We start from the raw sequence: 19561 nt of genomic DNA, 5'->3' as shown, positions 1-19561 counted from the left end.
AGTGTCACTTGAGTGCCACTTCGAACGGCCCGATCGCGATGACCTCGAGCAAAGTGGCACTCATGTGTCACTTCAGCCTCGTTCGAGTCTATCGAGCGCCCATCAAAGTCAAGTCAACAAAAGCCAGCGGGTTCTGCGCAGCTTTCAGGCGGTGCACCTGGTCAATTCGCCTCTATCCTTGGGTCACCTACCGCGTCGATGACGCATCGAACCAGAGTGCAAGGCACTCGCACGTCCATATCCCCAGGCCCGCAACGGGCCAGAAACAGGCAAATGACCGGGCCGCACAATGAAGCGGCCTTTTTATGAAGTAAATCAAGTCCACGATGGTCCACCATGAGGACCCCTGGACAGTGCGATATCCATACGATTGGCGGCGGTTTGCCGCGATGTGACGCAATGAGGACATGTGGAGAGACCGGACACCGGACACTTTTCGCATGCTCATCTGCGTTTGCACACGCCCTTTCAGCGATGGCTGGGTGCGTTCACGAAGCCCGATACACCGCGGCGGAGATGAACGTGCTTGGGGGCGGGGGAACTCCTGCGGACCGGAAAAGACCGGAACACCGCGGTTCCCTGACGGAAGAGGACACGGCGCGCGCGGCCGTACACAAACGCGTATCAGGTTTTGCCCGGCCCATAGCGAGGGGGGCGTCACCGCGAAGCGGCGAACGAACCCGACGCGCAAAGCGTCACGCTGGCAGGGTAGCCACGAAGCTGCATCGAGGCGGGATTTACCCGCGCAGCGCGACGGCAGGGATGCCTCGCGAATACGTCGGTGGTGTGTTGCGCGAAGCGCGATGCACACCGGCAGGCAGCAGGTTGGACAGTCGGACCGCATGCTCTTCCCATGCATCTGGCTGATCGGATGGAATCGCTAAAGGAACGGAAGGCAGGACCCTCGCGCCGGGGAAACGGCGAAGCCGCACAGGCGGCGAAGAAAAGACAAGCCCGCTGGTTCGGGTCACGGCATCAGGTAGGGATGCTGCGAACCAGCGGGCGCCGGGCAACGATACTGCGGCGAGCTCGCCGCGCGGAGCGTCAACGATGGCCGCCATTCTCAACGTGCGCGCAGTGGTGAACAAATACAGATTCGCTCCCGAGTTCCGGGATGCGCTGCTCGCTCTATTCGATACGCACGTCGCACAGATCCACAGCACCACCCGGATCAGTCACAAGGCGCTGTCGATCAAGACGCAGGAACGTCGGGCGACGGCACTGTGCAAGTCGTTCAGGGAGTTGCGGAAACACGGCTATGCGTTACAGACGCCATGGTCTCTCAAGCACAAGCACGTCGAATGTCTTGTCAAACACTGGGTCGCGGATGGCCAGAGCGGGGGGACGATCGAGAACAAGCTGACGTACCTGCGGGCGATCGCTCAATGGATGGGCAAGCCGAAACTGGTGCGAACGCTGGCCGACTATGTTGACCGCCGTGAGCATGGTCTTGTGCGTAGCTATGTCGCGACAGAAGACAAGTCCTGGGAGGCGCACGGCATTGACGCTGCAGCCAAGATCGAAGAGATCGCGCTGACGTGTCCCTATACGGCGGTGCAACTGAAACTGCAGGCGGCGTTCGGTGTGCGCGTCCAGGAGAGTTTCATGTTGCGACCGCTTGAGGCCGTGCGCAATCCACTGATGCTCGCCGTAGTACGCGGCACCAAGGGCGGTCTACCGCGCGAGGTGCCGATTGAGGCGAAGATTGCGATTCTTGAAGAAGCGGCGAGTCTCAGCAACGGAGTGACGGGCTCAACCGTGCCGGCTGACCGCACGCTGAAGCAATGGCGTGACTGGTATTACTACGTGCTGGACAAGCACGGCGTGACGAAGTCGGGTCTGGGTATCACCAGTCACGGCCTGCGCCACGGATACCTGCAATCGCTCTATGAGCGGGCAGCAGGAACACTGGCGCCGATCAAGCGGGCCGGTGAGCGTCCAGATCCGCTGGTGCATCAGGAGGCGATGCGCCGCGTCGTTCAGGCGGCAGGCCACAGCCGCGTGACCAAGGCGAATGCTTACCTGTCGACGTTTGCGAAACAGGACCGGCTACAAAGGAAGTTGCCGACGGTCGAGGAGGTTCGCGAGGCGCTCAGGATTGCCGAAGGCAACAAGAGCCATGCCGCGACGGCCCTTTGTATCTCGCGTCAGGCTCTCTATCGGATACTCGGGGCGGCAGCGGGGAATGAACCGTAAATTGACACGCCATATTCCTGATTCCGTTCAGTCGGCGTGCCGCAGAATGGAATCTCTCTCAGGTTCTGGCGGCGGCCGTCAGACCGTTCAAGCCGGCTCTCGTAGCCGGCTTTTTTTTTACCATTTCCGCCGTTTGACAGTTGGCGTGCGCCAGCATGGAAATGCCGGCACTCCTGACTCCTATACTGCTTTGGGGCCGTTCCCCCGCCGACAGGAGTGCGATCATGATCCTTGACGACTCAATTGGAATTCAAGAGGTACGGCTGGCGAAGCTGATGTTCGAGGACGGGCATTATCGGTACTTCAATAACTCCGAGCAGTTGATCTCCTATCTCAAGTTAAGACCGGACCAGAAGTTCCAGCTCGACGCCGCAGATTCGGGCATGACCCTGTACGACAGGGGAGATCCAAATCAGTCACTTTACGGATACGACGCAGGTGACGTGTTCTGCGGACAGGTCTGGTATGACTCCGCTAGCGGAAAGGTCACGACAATAAGTCCAGGTGATCGGAGATGGGGAGGCTGACCTGGTGACATCGACGAGGAGCGCGTACAGAGGGCAACCACCGACGCGGCGGATGGCCAGTCACGACAGTCTGATGACCCTCGCTCTTAGTTACCAACGATCACGGTCGGGCATTGCGTCGACAGCCAAGGCGATGCGATCCTCAAAGAGACACTGGTCATGCTCGCTGGGCGACGGGATCTTGGGAAACTGTACGTAGCGTTCGCCGTCGATGTCGACCCACTTCGCCAGTTGCACGAGCTTGCGATAGCGTGCGGCGTCTTTCAGGACGGGATCGATCGGCCAGCTGTCGATCGTTGACACGGTGGCATCGACGAGCCTCTGGGCGAGCATGGCGAATAGCGGGCCGCGCGTTTCCCAGTCTTCATCATTGCGCGCGAGCATGTCGATGACCATCTGTGAATCACAGGCTCCGAGCTCTTTCTCGACCAGGTCACGCAGGTCGCCCTCGGTGATTTTCGGGCGACTCAGCCGGCGGTTCCAGATATGAGCACACCGGGTCATTGCGGCCTTCTCGTCCGTGCCGACGGGCAGCCACGGCGTTGACATGCCGCAGTCCGAGCAGTAGATGCAGACCAGTTTTTCGGTTTGGGGAGCAAATGCGGGGCGGGCCATGACGTCGCCGATGACAGGCGGGCCGGCGTGACGGCCATATTTGCCGTAGTCAAAAGGAGACGAACCGGTTTCCGCGACGACCCGTTGGGAAAATCCAAGGGTGCCGCGGCCGCCGCAGTGGTCGCAGGGATAGAGCTGTTCGTACATTGTCCGGATCTTCGCCGTGCATTTATTGGGAGATATTGGCAGGCATTATCGTTGGACATTGGACGCGCGAAAAGCCGATTTACAACCGGAAAAGCGCCGATTTATGTATGAAGAATAGTTTTGGGAAAATCGTCATGAACGCGGCCGTCCAGTTCGCGACCGGCGGCTTTCTTGCCGACGCGGTCCATCGGCTGTCTGGAGGGGTTTGAGCCGGGCGCCCATTCGCCCCATTGCTTGAAGAAGAACGGCACCTCCGCGGCAGCGCATTGGTCGCGCAGCGATCGTGCCCAGTCGGGATGCATTGGCCGGGCGCCGTGTCCGCTTTCGCCGCCGACAATCATCCAGTCGAGCGCCTCGAGGGCGTTGATGTGGTCGCGCCAGTCACTGCCCGCGAACATGCCTTCGAAGCTCACCGGGCCCAGCAGCGGCTCCATGGAGAGGAAGCGCACCCGCGCTGGCACCGCAAGCAGCTTCGGGATGTCGCGATCGGCCTCGGCCTGATTGACGACTGTCGCGCCGAGCCAGACGTTGTCGCGGCTCGCTAGCCAACCGTGCGATCGCGCGTGAGCGACCATGTCGGACACATTGCCGATGCGCTTCGTGAGCAACAGCCAGTCGAGATCTGGCGTGCGCTCGATCAGTTCGAACAGATCGCGGCGCCATAGCGGATCGACCTCGTTGTCGAACACGTCGGCGAGCGATGCGCAGAATACGCGCTGGCGGCGACCGTGCTTCGCGAAGAACTCATCATGCTGCGCATTCCACTGCAGCGGCTTGCGCCAGTTCGCGGCGGAGGTGCGGCGACGTGGCGCGCCCGGGCCCCAGTTGATCGGCGTGCCGCCGGCGAAGCGCGCGTTGCGCGTTTCCGCATAACAGTGATCGCAACCGGGGCCGACCTTCTGGCAGCCTTCCCACGAATTGAAGGTGTGGTCGGTCCATTCGATCTTGCTGTTCTCGCTCATCCCGACTCCCGCTCAGACAGTTTCGACATCGTGAGACTGTACCGCCAGCGTGCCGCACTGGCGGGCGCGCTTTTCGATCGCGTCTAGCCACGGAAGAAACGCCGCGTCGGCGAGATGGGACGGCGCGCAGGTCGGGACGATCAGATGTTCCATGTGATCGCCCGCCGGGTTGATGGCGTCCAGCGTCTTCGCGTCTGGCACGACCCAGAAATACCAGCGCTGCACGAAGTACCACCAGGTTTTCGCGCGCTCGAGTTCGGCCCATGTCGCGCTGAAATCGAGGACCGACCCGACTGCACTGAAAAACACGCAGCGCACGCCATTGGACGTTGTCGCTGCGACGACTATCTGGCGGCCCGAAGAAAGTGATTCAGGATCGTGGCAGGCGCAGCCCAAGGCCGGGTAGCGACCCAGCCAGTCGAGCGAGCGCGAGATTGCGCGTTCAAGAAAAAAGCTTTTGCCTAGCATCGAGGACTCCGGTGGTTATAGCCCGATCGGGAACCGGGCGTGCATTTCCATCTTGCCGAACCCGGATGAAAGTCAAGTCACCCCCGGCACGCGAGAAGATTGGCCAGGCTAGCGGACCCGCAGTCGTTGTCCGTCGACCCACGCCTTGCGCAGCGCCGCCCTGACACTGTCTGACTCGTTCGGAAAATTGCGCTGCACCCATTCACTGCTCAGAACGCGCTCTTCGTCTGTCCAGTCGTTGTCTTCAACGTCCCTCGTCTCCTCGAATGACGCGAGCGCAATGTCGACCCGCTGCAGGATCGCGTTCAGGCGCTCCTGCAGCACTGAAAGCCACTGGCGCACAGAATCGGGGCGACCGGTGAGCACGAACGGCGACGCCGCATAGCGCGTCAGGTTGAGGATGTCCTGAACTACCTGGGATATCTGTTGCACGGGTACTCCTGTTCGGTGGGTCAGAGCGCCTGGAAGTCCAGCGCTTTCAAAAGGAGGAACGGAATTCGACGCCCTGGTCCCAGCGGCTTTGCCAATGCTCGAGATAGCCCCGGGCGACGCCCGGGCAGTCCCAGAGCACGAGCGCGTTTTCGCTGTTGCGAGAGGCCGCGGCCTGGCTGTAGTTGAAGGAACCGGTCTGTACCGTCGCGCCATCAACGATCACCACCTTGTCGTGGTGGATCGGGTAGACGCTAACGGTGCGCACGGGAATGCCCGCGTTCACGAGCAGGTTCATGGCCGCATGGGCCTTGCCGGACCGGTCCTCGCTGAGGTTGTTCTTGCCGTCGACAACGACGGCGACTTCGACGCCACGGCGCTTCGCCTGGAGCAGGTGACGCACGACATCGGGCGAAGTGAACGAGTACGCCGAAACCCGGATCGAACGCTGGGCGCTGTCGATCGCGCGGTCGACCAGTGCGGCCGCGCTGCCTTCGGGCGAGAAGCCGACTTCGGGCTGGCACGCGCCACTGCCTGCTGAAGCGTGGGCCGCGGTCGCCATTACTGCGGCCACTGCCGCGCTCATGATTGCCTTCGTGGACTGCATGGTCGGATTCCTGTGTGTGTTGTTGGATATTCACGCGCCGGGGCCGGTTGCCGCGGCGGCCACTTATTTCCCAGGTTACGGGGCCTCAGGCGAAGTCAAGTCGCGCGCGCGTCGCGAAGGGGCGGAAGCTGCACCTGCGCGAGCGGCTCGCGATCGACGTCCCATTCGACGGCCGGAATGCCGCGCGCGAGCCGAAGCGCCCGCTTTTCCTCCTTGCGCCTCTCGTAGGCTGGGACGCCGTTCATGCCGTAGACCTCGACGTGCGTCTGCGCGCCGGCGTCGCGCAACACGAAATCGGGCAGCATGTCGTCCTGTGGGGACATTCGAACCGGTTTTAGGAAGTCGCGTCGCTCGGCGACAAGACGATTGGCCATGGCCACTTCGTGGATCGAGTCGCAGGGGATGAAGGCGGACGAACACAGCATCGCTGCGAGATCCAGTAGCTTCAGGTGGCCTTTTGATGTTCGTTCAACGAGGAGTATCGCGACGACCCGCGCGGCGCGATCGCCGCCCAGCGCACGCCACGCATGGGGCCAGGCGCGCGCCGCGTGGTCGATGAGAGTGGTGCTTGCGTAGTACTTGCGAGCGCTCTGCCGAAGGCTCAATGCGTGGCCGTACTGCGTCGGTGTGACCTCGCTGATTTCGCCGATCACCAGCCCGCGATGGGTTGCGGAGAGGCGGGCGATGAACGAGTCGAACTCCGCGTTGATTTCCGCCCGGTCTGCTTCCTCGAAGCGACGCATCACGTGCAAAACGGTCTGGGCGTCTGCGCCGTTGATCCTTGCGGTGCTGAGCTCGGCTAGCAGCTGGGCGTTGCACTGGCCCCAGTGGCGTGTCGTGCCCAGATCTGTCCATTCATTGAGGCGCGCTTCACACCAGAGAGTCTGCAGGAAGGCGAGCAGGGTAGCGGAGCGTCGGCCTGGGCGGTTTGACGTTTGTGCCGGTGATGCGCGGGAACCTGAGTTCGTCTCGCGCAGGGTGAGCGATGCGTCCAGCTTGACATTCAAGCCGGCGGGCGTTGCGATGATCGCTGCCTTGCTGTCGCCGCCACCGGCGGGCTTCGCGGCGTTCGGGTCCTTGTGGAAGGCGCATCCTCGCGTGTGCCGATGACCGTCGTCCGGCCATCCTGCAAGATGTAGCAGCGAACCGTAACGCCGGATAACGAGTTGCAGTGGGGTGTCGTGCGTCGCACATAAACACACGGCATGTCCGGGCGCAATCTTGGCGCGTTCCAGGCGCTTCACGTACCGGGCCGGGTTCTCCTGCACGTCGGCAAGCGGGAATCTGCCGCCATCGAACGCTACGTCTGACATGGTTTCGGTCCACCATAGAAAATGGCCGCACAGGGGCGGCCATGAAAGCGGGTTGGTAGGAAACAGGTATTGCTACCTTCGGGTCTGATATTCGTGCGGGATGTGGTTCTCACGTCACGCGAGTGCGAGCGAGGCGCCCGGCGCGCGCAGCGTCATTTCGCCGTCGGTCGCGCAATCGATGGCGAGGCGGATCTCACGGTGCGCCGCACGGCGGAAGACGTTCTCGAGCCCAAGGTCGAGGCCGAAGGCGAACGACAGTCCAACGGCAATCACAAAGGCGATCTGGGCTAGCAGGATGAGCGTGGTCGCAAAATTCGCCAGATCGCCCGGTTGCAGGTGCACCATTGCCGAGATGGCAGTCTGGAACGTTTCCGGTGCTGTCCACGCGCAGAAAAGCGCCAGCCAGAACAGCAGCAGCGGCGTGAGGACGAGAGACGCTGCCGCGCCGCGGCACATGAACGCGATGATGTTGGCGAACTGTGCGACATAGTTGCGCGGATCGCGCAGCGCTTCGAGTTTGATGGCAATAGCGTCGGCTTCGCGGATTTCGCCAACCCGAACGCCATTAATGAAGACGGCCTGGCGGGCTGACGTGCCCGTCTTGCGGCTGGCACGCTCAACCAGTCCGCCAATGATGCTTCGCCGGTTCATCTCGACGATCAGGGCACCAACCACTGCCAGGCACGCCGGCTTCAGGACGCCGTCCGCATGAAAGACCGGCAGGAGAAAGGCGAACAGGCAGGCGGCGACGGCGGTGGTGAAGGCGACACTACCTGTGGTGTTCCCGTTGAATCGGACGATCATTGCTGCTCCTCAGACGATGATTTCGACCTGTGACTCGGACCTGCGCCAGAACGATCCGTCCTCCATGTCCATCACGATCACGGTGCCGGAGTCTTTGTCGTGTGCCGTGATGAGCCCTTCGCCGTAGCGTTGGGGGCCGGTCTGATAGATGACGCGCCGGCGCCTCAGCGACGAGGGTTGGTGCGTGTTGTCGGTCGGCTCGGACATAAGGCGTGGTTCCGGGGCGCCCGCGCGCGGGCTTTTCTCATTGTCGGGCGCGGGTAGGAACCGGGGTGGCGCAAAAGCTCAAGCGTTTGCGCGAGCTTTCCAGCAGATCAATTTCCGGCGAAAGCTATACGGTTTAGTCGAGCTTTCCGGGTTAGGGCCGTTAGCCGGCTGACGGCAGCGCGACGTGATGGGGTGCGTGCCTTCCAATTGATCACGGGTCTGCCCGCCTTGCCAGGTGGCACGCCCGCACAGATATCCACAGGTTTATTAAGCGAAACGGTGGATATCTTGCCGCGATGGACACGTGAGTCTTCTCCGAAAGCCGCATCGATTTCGCCGTCATTCCGGTCGTATGGCCGTGCCATTGGCGATACGATCGACTCACCTCCGCGTCACTGACGCATCGACTAAACGCCCGCAGCACGGCGCTCTTCATTCACCCCGACGGGTTCACACCCGTTGCGGGGCGTGTTCCCGTCTTACGACTGGAGCATCATGAACCTCAATCGGTTGCTTCGCATCGGCATGCAGATGCATTGCCTATCGTACGAAACACACGATCGCCTGCTGCGGATCGTGAAGTCGAAGAAGCGGTATTCGACCCATTACCGCGCAGCGGCCCTGCGCCTTCTGGTGGTGGCAGCACCCGAATCGGTGACTGGCGGACTCGCATTCGCCGAGCGTCGTCGTCGGGTACGCAACTACTACGGCATCTGAATTGCAGTAATCCACGCGCTTCGGCGCATCACACTCGCTCGCACTTGCGGGCAATCCACTTACCCAGACGGGATCACCCCCGACTGGGCGTGCTCTCCCGTCTCATCCACAAGGGAAGCACCATGTACACAGCACTCGTTCAACAGTTCAAGGACGCGCAGACCAAAGCAGCTGCCGCTTATCTGGAAGTTTGCGCGGCAGAGGTTGCCGCATTTCCGAAGGATTCGGAATATCCGTATCGCGCGGCAAGCGTCCGGTCGGAGTACTCAACCGAGCGCGAGCTCTCGGACTTCTGCTCGCGTCTGGCTCATGTGCTGGTCGGGGAAGCGATCCGTCGCTTCTCGCCTCCGGGCGGTCGGCTGGAAATCAACGACGAGCAGGAACTGGCGAACGCGTCGATCGATATTCGAGGCGCACTGAAGGCCGGGAAGTGTCCCGACTTCGACGCTTTCTGGGCTCACCTGGAACGCACGTTCAGCGGCGACGCTGGAAAGCGCATCGGACTCGTTCAGGCGGCGAAGCTGGTGATCGATGGTTTCGGGCTTCGCCCGGAAACGGAGATGAAACGCACCAGCAGCGCGATCATTCTTGACGCGCGAATCTGGAGCGAGCAGGTCTATGGCTCTAGCGACCGCAAGGCAACCTATCACTCGGCCACGACTGCCGCTGGCCTGATCCGTGGTCTTGCAGCATTCGCGTCGAACGCTGGATTCGACTTCCTGTCGGCGCAGCTGACGCGCGGGAGACTGGTTGACTACCACTTCACAACGCGCGAGAAGGTGTCGCTCGACGGCCTCGACATCGTGATGTTCAACGAGAAGTGGCAGTTCAAGTTTGCACATCAGGTCGGCGACGCGCTCTCGCTGTTTATCAGCGAGTACGGCACCGAGTATCTGGCGAGCCGTCACCGCTACTGACCGGTCGTCACGAATCGGCATGTCTACCTTTGGCCCGCTCTTGCGGGCTTTTCTTTTTTCTGGAGCTGCAATGGAGCAACTTGATTTGATGGAACTGATGGAGGCGGACTGGTATGCGCCGCTTCGCAGGATCGTGAGTCTGGGCTCACAGGATGAAGGGGTCGCGCATCAAGGCGAGCTGCATATGGCCCGCCAGCGCCATCTGGGGCAGTTTTTCACCCCCGATGCGATCGCGCTGTTCATGTGGCAGTTCGTGTGCAACTTCCTGCCCAAACGCAAGGTGTCGATTCTCGACAACTCGGTGGGGTCCGCCCGCCTGTTGCAGTATGCGAGCCCCGATCGTCACGCGCTGTATGGCGTCGACGTGCATGGCGATGCAATCACCGCGGTGCAGGGTGCGATGGAGGCGGCCGGGTTCGACTGCGATTTCCGGCGAGCTGGGATGGAGGATATTCAGCCCAGGTCGTTCGATATCGCGCTGATCAATCCGCCGTTCTCACTGCACCTTGAGTCCCCGCACCTGAAACCACTACCGGGTACAACGTGGGGTCGATATGGGCAAGGCACCTCGGCGCTGAGCCACGAGTACGCGCTTCAGCAGGCGCTCGACGCTGCGCAGGTCGTTGTGGCGTTGCTGCCACTGACGTTCGCCGATGCGGTCGCATCGGCTACCTACGACAGCGATTCGCCGTTGCAGCGCGCGGCGCACCGTCTCGCGGGTTTCTTCGAGATGCCGGTACAGGCGTTCAAGGAAGAGGGCGCGAATGTCCGGACGGCGGTTCTCGTCTTCGATCGCTACCGCCTCAAGATCGGTCAGTTCGTGCGCGAGCAGGTGTCCGATCCGTCCATGACCGTCGCTGATCTTAATCTGCATTTCGAGGAGGGCGCACATTCGAAGCCGAAGCTCGGACTCCAATCGCTCGATGAGTCACAGCCCGCGATTACGCGGCCCGTGACAGGCGATCAGCGAGTCACGATCTGTCACGACGGCCGCCGGATATCGCTACGGTTCCGTTGCGGATTCGTCGAGGCGATGGTGCTCAATCACGTGCTGGATCGGCGGATCTATTCGCGAGACGGTCATAGACTGCCGCGTGGGATGCGGTACGCGGGGCAGGGTCTGCTGGATATCGAAACGTATCTGGTGCAGGACGATCCTTCCGATGCATTGAGCCGGCTGGTCGAGCGTATCGGGTCCGCGGGCGGCAAGGCGGAGTTCGCCCCTGGCTTCGTTGAGCATTTTGCAAGGCGCGCGCGCAGGTCGGCGCGGCAGGCGGTACCGCTTCGTCACGAAGTCTGGACAACGGGCGCCCGCTCCGCGGAATCGGTTACCGGTGTCGCTCGCGCGACCCACAAGATCGATCCAACGAAATGGGCGAGTCCGCTTGTACGGGCCGGTGACACAGTCGTTTTCGCCCGGGAAGCCGACGGGCGTTACGGATACACCGTGAACGGAGTGGCGAGCATGCTCTCCGTCGACGAACTCAACGCGAGGTTCAGCGTTGAGAACGTCGCCCAAGGCTGGGAAGTCGTGCACGAGGGTCTGGCGACGGCGTTTCCACAGCATGCGGCGCTGCTTCGTCGTCGCATGGAAGCGCTCGGCATCGGTCAGTGGCTCGACTGGGAGTTCCAGCAGGACGATCTGATCGAAACGCTGATGAAGCCGCAGGGTTGCGTCATTGCGTGGGAGCAGGCGTGCGGCAAGTCGCGTCTGTCCATCGCGCTGATCCTGCTGTCGGGCGTCACGCACGGTCTGATCGTGGTTGAGGCCCGTCTGATCGGCGAGATGCTGAACGAACTGGCGCAACTGCCGATTGACCCGTCCGTCGTGAAGGTCATCGACAGCGAAAAGGATCTGAAGGATCTTCGCCAGGTGAACCTGATCTCGTATGAGCGTCTGCGCATGCCGGTGGATCGGGCGAAGTCTGTGCGGGTGACGTATGCGCACAAGCTGCGCCGCCGGATCGGCCTGCTGGTGGCTGATGAAGGCGAGCGGCTGGCCAATCCGACGAGTGACCAGAGCCGTGCGCTCTGGCAGCTGTCCGCCCGGCGACGTTACGTTCTGACGGGCAGTCCGATTCCTAACTACCCGCGTGATGCCTTCGGGCTCATGGCGTTTTCGGGTGGCGATGGGACGGCAGCGCAGCCGTATGGGTACCGGCGAGGCTATATCGAGCCGAACTGGATCAACTCGGTGGAGTTCGCGATGCGCGGCGTCGACCGGTTCCGTGACGACTTCGTGGTGCTGGAGTGGGTCACGTGGCAATTCGCGGAAAGCCTGCAGGAAGGGGCAAAGCGCGAAGTGCCGAAGATCGGCAACCTGCATGCGTATCGCGCGATGCTGGCACCGCACGTCAAGCGCAGGCTGGTCTGCGAACCGGACGTGTCGCGTTACATCCGGATCGATCCGCCCGTGGTCACCACGCACACGGTGGATTGGGACGCGCAGCATCTGGCGACCTATCTGGATGCGGCCGACGAGTTTGCGGACTGGTATCGACGCTCGCGCGATGACAAGAAAGCCTGCAATCTCGTAACGATTCTTGCGCGCATCCGTGCCGTGCATTTCGCCGCCAACTATCCGCAGTACGGGATGGAGGGCGTCGCACGGCTCGCGGGCCTGACGAGCAAGCAGCGCGCGATCATTGGCCGTATGCGGGAAATCGCCGCAAAGGGGCAGCAGGCGATCGTGTTTGCTGAAAATCCGGGCGTACTCAATGCGATCGCCAGGGAACTGTCATCCGATGGCGTGGATACGGTTCTGTTTCATGGCGAGATTCCGATCAGCAAGCGGGTGGCCGACAAGGACCGGCGGTTCATCACCGGTCGGGCAACGGGGCTGCTGTCGACGAAGGCCTCCGGTCGTGCGGGTTACAACCTGCCGAACGCGGACTACGTGCTTTTTTACGACCGGTCGTGGACGTGGCGCATCGAGTATCAGGCGATGCGGCGCGCGCTGCGCTGGAACCGCAAGGGCATGCTGAACGTCGAGTATTTCCATCTGCCCGGCAGCATCGATGAGTATCAGGCGCAGATGGTTGCGCACAAGCGCGATTCGATGCAGGCGGGACTGGACTGGGCGACGCCCGAGCTCGAGGATGAGACGTTTCTGCACATGGATTCGCTTCTGGATCGCTTCGTCGAGGATCTGGCAAGCGTACATGACCATACCGCACGCGATATGCGAGCAATTTTGAAGGAGGCTGCATGAAGGAGTCACAGGTAAGCGTGTTAGTCGGCGACGGCGTCGTGACGCTCAAGCGCGAAGGAACGAGGCGAGCAGTGGTGGCGAATGTGCTTGGTCGCATCGAGCGCGACGGCATCGAGCTGCTGTGTCTTGATCGTCTGGTACACGAAGCGCATGAAAAGGCGTTCGTCGGCTGGAACGTTTCAGGCGCCGTCACCACGATGCTTTCACGTGCGATCCCAACAAACGTCGTGACAGCTGTCTGAGTTTTCCCGGGGATTTCCGGGGACCGTCTCTCTAATCACCCCGGCAGATCATCGCCGGGCTTTTTTTTTCAAAAGCGGGGTCGATTTTCCTGGCTTTCCAGGCTACCCCGACATTTCGAGGGCGGTATCTTTGGTGAATCTACCGCGTCTCTGACGCATCGACCCCGCCGGCACGCCCGGCATCCATTCTTTGACCCTTCGGGAACCACTCCCGATCGGGAGCAGGTTCCCCTCCACGGAGAACCTGCAATGCAACAACTTACTGCACCCCTGAAGCGCATCAAGCTCGGCCGCAATCCCCGGACGTATTTTGATCCGAAGGCGATGGCGGAACTGACCGAGTCCATTCGCGCGCATGGGGTCGACACGCCGATCATCGTTCGCCCCGTTGTCGAAGACGACTTCGACTTCGAGGTGATCGCGGGTGGCCGTCGCTATCGCGGCGCCATGGACGCTCACGGTGAAGACTTCCCGATGCCCATCGTTGTAAAGGACGTCGATGAAGTCGAAGCGCGCCGTATTGCGCTCACCGAAAACATCCAGCGCGACAACCTCTCTCCTGCCGAAGAAGCCGTCGATGCCGCCGAGCTGCTCGGGCTGCATGGCGGCGACCGCGACGTGACTGCCAAAATCCTTGGCTGGTCACGCTCGACATTGGACAGCCGCCTTGCGCTGCTGAACTGTTCGAAGGCGGTGCTTGACGCGCTGAGCGAGCGCAAAATCAACATCGCTCACGCTGAACTGCTGGCGGCCCTCTCGAAAGAGAACCAGGACAAGGTCCTGCCAGTCGTTGTCTCGGAGAAGCGTTCGGCCGCTGATGTGCGCAAGCTGGTGGAATCGGCGTCGTGCGCGTTGGCTGCTGCCATCTTCGACAAGACGGACTGTGCGGGCTGCCCGCACAATTCGTCGACGCAGGCGCAGATGTTTGGCGAAGCCATCGGCACGGGAAACTGTACCAACCGGACCTGCTTCAACGAGAAGACGGAGAAGCAGCTTGAAGTGACAGCGGCAGGCCTGCGTGACGAGTTCCAGACCGTGCGTATCGTGCGTGCCGGGGACAACAACACGCGCGTGCAACTGGCTGTGGAAGGCGCGAACGGCGTTGGTCTCGAACAGGCGAAAGCCTGTCACGGTTGCGCAAATTACGGCGCAGCAGTGAGTGGTCTTCCTGATTCGATTGGCAAGGTCTATCGCGGCCAGTGCTTCGACACCGTCTGCAACATGAAGAAGGTGGCGGCTCGCATCCAGGCGGAAAAGGCTGCATCGCAGCCGGCAAAGCCTGACAGTGCAAAGTCCGCACCGGCAGCCAAAAGCGCGAGTGCGGGCAGCAAGTCAGCCAGCGCCCCCGCATCGACGAACCCCTCGGTCACGGTCATTTCCGAGTCTGAGAAGGTCAAGGCGTATCGGGTGAAGCTGTGGCGCAAGGCCTTGCGCGCTGATATCGGCATGAATCACGAACTGGCTCGCCAGTATCTGATTGCGGTCGTGCTCAGCGGCCATGCGCGTCAGGTCGACGATGCTGTGTTCCGCAAGTTCTTCGAGCGGATCGTCGGCAGCGAGGCTCCCGTGTCCAACCTGCCCAAGGCCATCGACGCGGTGCAGGCAGCGAAGGAGAGTTCACAGGCGGATCTGATGATTGCAATGCTGTTTGCCGCGATCGAAGGTCTGGATGTGACGTATCTGACGCAACTATGCAAGTCGCACAGGCTGGACCTGAAAAAGCACTGGAAACTCGACAAGGAGTTTCTGGAGCTGATCACGAAGTCCGAGATGACGGTGCTGGCCGACGAGATCGGCATCCGCGCCGCGCTGGGCGAAAGCTTCAAGAAGGTCTTCGCAAAATCGAAGCCGGAAGTCATCGAGGCGCTCCTCAAGGTTGATGGGTTCGACTACGAGGGCAAGCTGCCGAAGGTGCTGAAGTTCTGAAGTCGCGGGGTGCGTTCTGCGCCCCTTCCTCCCTCTATATGTATACGCCGCCATCGCGCGGCGTCCCCCTTTTTTTCGAGGTTTTAATGTTCCAACAACTGGAAGCGCTGGTGCGAGCCAGCGGCAAGCTGCAACTTACGCTGAAGATGGACAACGACCGCATCGCGGTAGTCGTCGTGCCGCAAGGCGAGGGCAAGGACGCCGCGCTGCGGCAGCCGCTGGTCCTCACCGGTACGGCGGCGGAGCTCGATGAGGGCTTTGCTGCGGCAATCGGGTCGTACTCGACGGCTCATGCGTCGCTGTCCGAACAGGTCGCGGCAACCACGGCGATCCTGCAGGAAGCGGAAAAGAGCCAGGCGACCAAAGCGCAGAAGTCTCTCGCGAAAGGCGGCAAGACGGCACCGGCGAAAGCCGGTCCGTCGAGCGCGAATAGCGAAGGCGAGGGCGCTGAGGACGACGAAAACGACGACGATGATGACGGCCAGTCAGCGTCTGCGTCGGCCGCGCCGGGTTCGGCAACGCCAGTGGATGCCGGGAAGTCCTCCGGTACCGATCTTCTTTCCCTGCTCAGCTGAGGTGCCCCATGTCCATTTCCGTCGCCCGTCTGGTTCGCGAGTTCGTCTACAACGGCGTGAACTTCGTCGATCCCGGTCCGACCTTTTCTCCCGAAGAGGTGCGTGATCTGTATTCCGCCCAGTATCCGGAGCTGACCACGGCCGCCATTGAGGGGCCGGTCTACAACGGGGAAACCGCCCGCTACACGTTCATGCGTGCAGCAGGTGCCAAGGGTAGCGATGCGTAAGCGCGCGCTCATGAAATGCATCGCCGATGAGGCAATGCCATCGTCCAATGAACCGCCCGAAAGGGCGGTTTTTTTTCATGACAAGGAGATCGAGCAATGTTCTTCGATCCTCGGCCGGCTGATGCGCACGTCGCTCTCGACGGCGTCAGCTGGCAACCGCAGCGCCGTGCCGTTGCCCGACGTCGACCTGCCCATGATTTTCTGACGCTTCCGGACGTGTCGTGCGACGTTGTTGCGCGGCCGTCGATGAAGTGGCCGCCTGACGCAGGAGTGGCACGGCTCGTCGCGACTCATTTCGAGTCCGGCGGGCTCCGGGCGTCCGATGTGCGCGATTACGCAGGCGCCGGCCACGCGATGGCGCAGGGGCTGTTCGCCTGGATCAGACGGCAGTGCGGCACGCTGAAGCGCCTCACATTCAGGCCGGTGCTGCTCGACGTGGCGTCTGTCCAGGACCAGATCCTGTACCAGGACAATTCGTCGGAGTTCGAGGTGAGCTCGCCGCTGTATCTGGGCATCGATACCGTCGAGGACTACATCTACATGATCGACGACCGGGCGGCGCCATTGATCCAGGCGCATCCGCGGCTGCTCGCCACGGCGCTGATCCTGATCAACCGGGCAGCCTTTCGCACGCTGTGGATGCGAACTCCCGATGACTTTCTTGGGATGTTTGCGCAATGGCATTGGGATGGCGATCCGTGGTGTACCGATGACGAGGCGATCGAGATGCTGAAAGACCGCTTTGGCGACGACCCGCAGGAGTACGAGCATTACCTCCCGTCCGTCGTGCGCGACGAGCTCTGTCCGGACAGCATGGAGATCGGTCGGTATGACATACGGCGTCACCAGTGGCGTTCGTTTCCTGGACTCGGCATCGAGGCGCTACGGCGTCTTGGCTATACCCAGCGTGGCTGGATACGCGAGCTGTGCGCTGAACTCGAGCATCTGACGGTTCTGCTCACGAAGGCTGGTCGGCGGAGGCTGTTTGACTGGGCGTTCAGGCCCGAGGCGATCTATGCCGCCACGTCCATCGCGGCATGCGACGGCCCGCATGTGGGTGATGTCCTTGATACCCATTACGAGTACTTCAGCAACGGCGGCGACGGGTCCCTGTTTCACGGGTTCATTGCCCTTGCCCAGTCACCCGATGACATCCGCAGGCAGTACGCGGACCTGTCGTTGGGTTTTTCCATTCTTCGTCAGGTTGACCGCGTGGTTTCACTGATCACGCGCGATCCGCAGGGGACAAGTTAATGAAAGACGTTTTTCTGTCGACGGGCCATTCGGTCCCGCTGTCGGTGACCGGAGCGATCCTGTTGTATTCGGGTGCTGCGAGCACGGATAGTCCGGTCTACGCGACGGCGCATCCCGTCACCATCAAGGGCAAGCGTCCTGTGATTGGTGCCGGGCGGCCGGTGGACCGCGGCGCGCTGTTCACGGCGCTCGATTCACTTGCCGAACGCTGTGCGGCGAAGGCGGAGTTTCTGCCTGAGGCTGTTCTCGCGATCGATCGCACCGCTGTGACCTGGTGGTGCCGGCCGACGATGCGGCGGGTCTTCTTCGACTGCCCCGAGCTTGGCAACGTCACCGCGGTGGTGCCGCATCCGGGCCTGATTTTTCAGGCGCGCAATAGCGGGTTCTACGTGTACGCAGTTGATGGCGCTGCACGGCCGACACCTGACGCCGCATTGTACGAACCGCCGTATTTCAACACCTGGGACCACGGTTCCATCTGCATTGGCTCCGCACGTGTTCCCGATCGCATCGACATCGCGTCGATCAGCGGCTGGGAAAGCGGGTTCTTCGAATCGGCGTTCACCCACCCCAATGCGGGTGGCAAGCGCGTCAATCACCCACGAGGCGAATTTGCATTCTGGAAGGAAATGCTGGCCGGCAAGTACGGCGAGCAGTTCCCCCTGCAATGTCTCGTGCCCATGAAACGGACGCTCGGCGATCTGATCGCGCAGGGTCCCAAAGGCTAAAACATGAACATTCCTGATTTGATGTTGCAACGGTCGTTTCCGACCGTCATGGTCCCGCGCAACGAAACGGTCGCAGAGATGCTGACGGCGGGTGAGCGGTTGCTGGTCGCGGAAAACGGTGTGTTCCTCGAAGTCCGGCGTCCCTGGCTCTCGCTGGTGCGCCAGGTCGCGGAATTCAACGTCCGCACGGCCATACCGTATGGACGGGTCACGCCGTCGACGCGGCTATTGTGCGAAACCATTCCGGCTGACCTGGTCGGTGCATTTGCTGCGATGGCCCGCAAGGCGCATCCCATGGAAACAGGCGCGTGGATCGTGTGGAGTCCCTCGACGCAGGGCTTCCGGCTCGCGCCGGTGGGCATCGTCACCCATACCGCCGGTTCGCTGAAGTATCAGCCTCCGGCTCTGGCCGGCGATGAAGTGCTGGTGATGGACTGCCATTCGCATGGCAGGCATCCCGCGTACTTCTCGTCGACCGACAACGACGATGACCGGCATGACGTGAAGATGGCGCTTGTCATCGGCAACTGTGACCGTTCTACCCCGAGCATCGCCGTGCGCCTGTGCGCAAAGGGGATCTTCGAGGAGACGGAGCGCGCGCCGGCGTCGTGGTATCAGGCAATGCGCGTTCGGGAGGCGGTATGACCGACGCGATCTGCCATGAAATTCCGGCGCACATGGTGCAGCGTCCCTGGAGAGTCATCGTTGTTGGAGCGGGCGGGACGGGCAGTGCTGTATTGCCAGCCCTCGCGCGGTTGCACCACGCCATGATCGAACTGGGACACCCCGGCGGGATCGAGTGCACGGTGTACGACGACGATACGGTGAGCCCGACCAACGTTGGACGGCAGGGTTTCTATCCGAACGACGTGGGCAGTTACAAGGCCTCGCTGATCGTAAACCGGCTGAACATGCTCATGGGCACCAACTGGCGGGCGGTCACGCAACGTCTGAACGGTCGCACGGCACTCTTCAATGTCGATCTTGTGATTGGTTGTGTTGATACACGTGCTGCCCGCAAGGCAATTCTCGACACCGTCGGGGAAACGCACGCGTATTACCTCGACTGCGGCAATGACACGGATCGCGGGCAGGTGGTGCTTGGCCAGACCATGCCCAGGCGCCAAAGGAAAGCCAGTCCGGACCGGCTGCCGCATGTGGGCGAACTGTTCCCGGACCTGGTCGACCCGTCGAAAGATGCTGACGACGACACGCCGTCCTGCTCGATGGCCGACGCGCTGCGCAAGCAGTCGCTCGTTATCAACTCCGCGATCGCGGTGCAGGCGTTCAATCTTCTGTGGACGCTGTTCCGTAGCGGTTCGTTGAAATATTCGGGCGTGTTCGTGAACCTGGCGACAGGGCGCACGAACCCGATACCGATTGACCCTGCTGCGTGGGCACGCTTCGGATACGAGGCACCCAAACCCAAGGCAAAGAAGGCTCGAAAGAGCCGGAAATCCGCCGCAGCAGACTGAACAGCCGCTTCCTT

At 61.8% G+C, this 19561-nt stretch carries 21 protein-coding genes; 13 read left to right on the top strand and 8 right to left on the bottom strand.

What is annotated here, in order from left to right; translation table 11 throughout:
* Positions 1–1050: 1050 nt before the first annotated feature.
* Both BC1002_RS35545 and BC1002_RS35540 read left to right on the top strand, forming a co-directional pair.
* Complete coding sequence (locus BC1002_RS35545) at positions 1051–2196, top strand: phage integrase N-terminal domain-containing protein (protein ID WP_013094776.1); 1146 nt, start codon at positions 1051–1053, stop codon at positions 2194–2196.
* A gap of 224 nt (positions 2197–2420) precedes the next feature.
* A complete protein-coding gene (locus tag BC1002_RS35540; protein ID WP_013094775.1) occupies positions 2421–2723 on the top strand; it encodes a hypothetical protein in 303 nt (100 codons plus the stop codon).
* A 90-nt stretch (positions 2724–2813) separates the two neighbouring features.
* Here BC1002_RS35540 and BC1002_RS35535 read toward each other — a convergent pair whose 3' ends face one another.
* From BC1002_RS35535 to BC1002_RS35500, 8 genes are all read right to left on the bottom strand, one after another.
* Entirely contained in the window at positions 2814–3485 is a 672-nt protein-coding gene (locus BC1002_RS35535; RefSeq protein ID WP_013094774.1) for a Lar family restriction alleviation protein, read from the bottom strand.
* Positions 3486–3586: 101 nt separating this feature from the next.
* Positions 3587–4447: a phage Gp37/Gp68 family protein gene (locus BC1002_RS35530; RefSeq protein WP_013094773.1), complete on the bottom strand. Its 861-nt coding sequence runs from the start codon at positions 4445–4447 to the stop codon at positions 3587–3589.
* Between the two features lie 12 nt (positions 4448–4459).
* A complete protein-coding gene (locus BC1002_RS35525; RefSeq protein ID WP_013094772.1) occupies positions 4460–4915 on the bottom strand; it encodes a hypothetical protein in 456 nt (151 codons plus the stop codon).
* A 108-nt stretch (positions 4916–5023) separates the two neighbouring features.
* Positions 5024–5347, bottom strand: coding sequence for a hypothetical protein (locus BC1002_RS35520; protein ID WP_013094771.1), 324 nt, complete (start codon positions 5345–5347; stop codon positions 5024–5026).
* Positions 5348–5393: 46 nt separating this feature from the next.
* Positions 5394–5951, bottom strand: coding sequence for a phospholipase D family nuclease (locus BC1002_RS35515; RefSeq protein ID WP_013094770.1), 558 nt, complete (start codon positions 5949–5951; stop codon positions 5394–5396).
* Between the two features lie 95 nt (positions 5952–6046).
* On the bottom strand, positions 6047–7264 hold the full coding sequence (locus BC1002_RS35510; RefSeq protein WP_013094769.1) for a DUF1173 family protein: 1218 nt from the start codon (positions 7262–7264) through the stop codon (positions 6047–6049).
* 114 nt (positions 7265–7378) lie between these two features.
* Positions 7379–8068: a hypothetical protein gene (locus BC1002_RS35505; RefSeq protein WP_013094768.1), complete on the bottom strand. Its 690-nt coding sequence runs from the start codon at positions 8066–8068 to the stop codon at positions 7379–7381.
* A gap of 9 nt (positions 8069–8077) precedes the next feature.
* A complete protein-coding gene (locus BC1002_RS35500) occupies positions 8078–8275 on the bottom strand; it encodes a hypothetical protein (RefSeq protein ID WP_013094767.1) in 198 nt (65 codons plus the stop codon).
* Positions 8276–8770: 495 nt separating this feature from the next.
* Between BC1002_RS35500 and BC1002_RS35495 the strand changes: the two genes are divergently transcribed.
* The 11 genes from BC1002_RS35495 (at position 8771) to BC1002_RS35450 (ending at position 19547) form a co-directional block, all read left to right on the top strand.
* Entirely contained in the window at positions 8771–8992 is a 222-nt protein-coding gene (locus tag BC1002_RS35495) for a hypothetical protein (protein ID WP_013094766.1), read from the top strand.
* A gap of 44 nt (positions 8993–9036) precedes the next feature.
* Entirely contained in the window at positions 9037–9909 is an 873-nt protein-coding gene (locus tag BC1002_RS35490) for a hypothetical protein (RefSeq protein WP_238538108.1), read from the top strand.
* A 70-nt stretch (positions 9910–9979) separates the two neighbouring features.
* Positions 9980–13120: an SNF2-related protein gene (locus BC1002_RS35485; RefSeq protein ID WP_013094764.1), complete on the top strand. Its 3141-nt coding sequence runs from the start codon at positions 9980–9982 to the stop codon at positions 13118–13120.
* The gene (locus BC1002_RS37430; RefSeq protein ID WP_013094763.1) at positions 13117–13362 is read left to right on the top strand and encodes a hypothetical protein; all 246 of its coding nucleotides are present in this window, start codon (positions 13117–13119) and stop codon (positions 13360–13362) included. The genes BC1002_RS35485 and BC1002_RS37430 overlap by 4 nt, the downstream gene beginning before the upstream one ends.
* Before the next feature lie 249 nt (positions 13363–13611).
* Positions 13612–15288, top strand: a complete 1677-nt coding sequence (locus BC1002_RS35480; protein WP_013094762.1) for a PRTRC system ParB family protein — start codon at positions 13612–13614, stop codon at positions 15286–15288.
* Positions 15289–15374: 86 nt separating this feature from the next.
* The gene (locus BC1002_RS35475) at positions 15375–15863 is read left to right on the top strand and encodes a PRTRC system protein E (RefSeq protein WP_013094761.1); all 489 of its coding nucleotides are present in this window, start codon (positions 15375–15377) and stop codon (positions 15861–15863) included.
* An 8-nt stretch (positions 15864–15871) separates the two neighbouring features.
* Positions 15872–16090: a PRTRC system protein C gene (locus tag BC1002_RS35470; RefSeq protein WP_013094760.1), complete on the top strand. Its 219-nt coding sequence runs from the start codon at positions 15872–15874 to the stop codon at positions 16088–16090.
* Between the two features lie 96 nt (positions 16091–16186).
* Positions 16187–17344 (top strand): PRTRC system protein F, encoded by a 1158-nt coding sequence (locus tag BC1002_RS35465; RefSeq protein ID WP_013094759.1) that lies wholly within the window; start codon positions 16187–16189, stop codon positions 17342–17344.
* Positions 17344–18072, top strand: coding sequence for a PRTRC system protein B (locus BC1002_RS35460; RefSeq protein WP_013094758.1), 729 nt, complete (start codon positions 17344–17346; stop codon positions 18070–18072). The genes BC1002_RS35465 and BC1002_RS35460 overlap by 1 nt, the downstream gene beginning before the upstream one ends.
* A 3-nt stretch (positions 18073–18075) precedes the next feature.
* Positions 18076–18717, top strand: a complete 642-nt coding sequence (locus tag BC1002_RS35455) for a PRTRC system protein A (protein ID WP_013094757.1) — start codon at positions 18076–18078, stop codon at positions 18715–18717.
* Complete coding sequence (locus BC1002_RS35450) at positions 18714–19547, top strand: PRTRC system ThiF family protein (protein WP_013094756.1); 834 nt, start codon at positions 18714–18716, stop codon at positions 19545–19547. The genes BC1002_RS35455 and BC1002_RS35450 overlap by 4 nt, the downstream gene beginning before the upstream one ends.
* Positions 19548–19561 lie beyond the last annotated feature (14 nt).

The organism is Paraburkholderia atlantica (genome assembly GCF_000092885.1).
GTDB lineage: Bacteria > Pseudomonadota > Gammaproteobacteria > Burkholderiales > Burkholderiaceae > Paraburkholderia > Paraburkholderia atlantica.
Note: the sequence above shows the minus strand (reverse complement) of the source record. Positions and strands in the feature narration are given on the sequence as shown.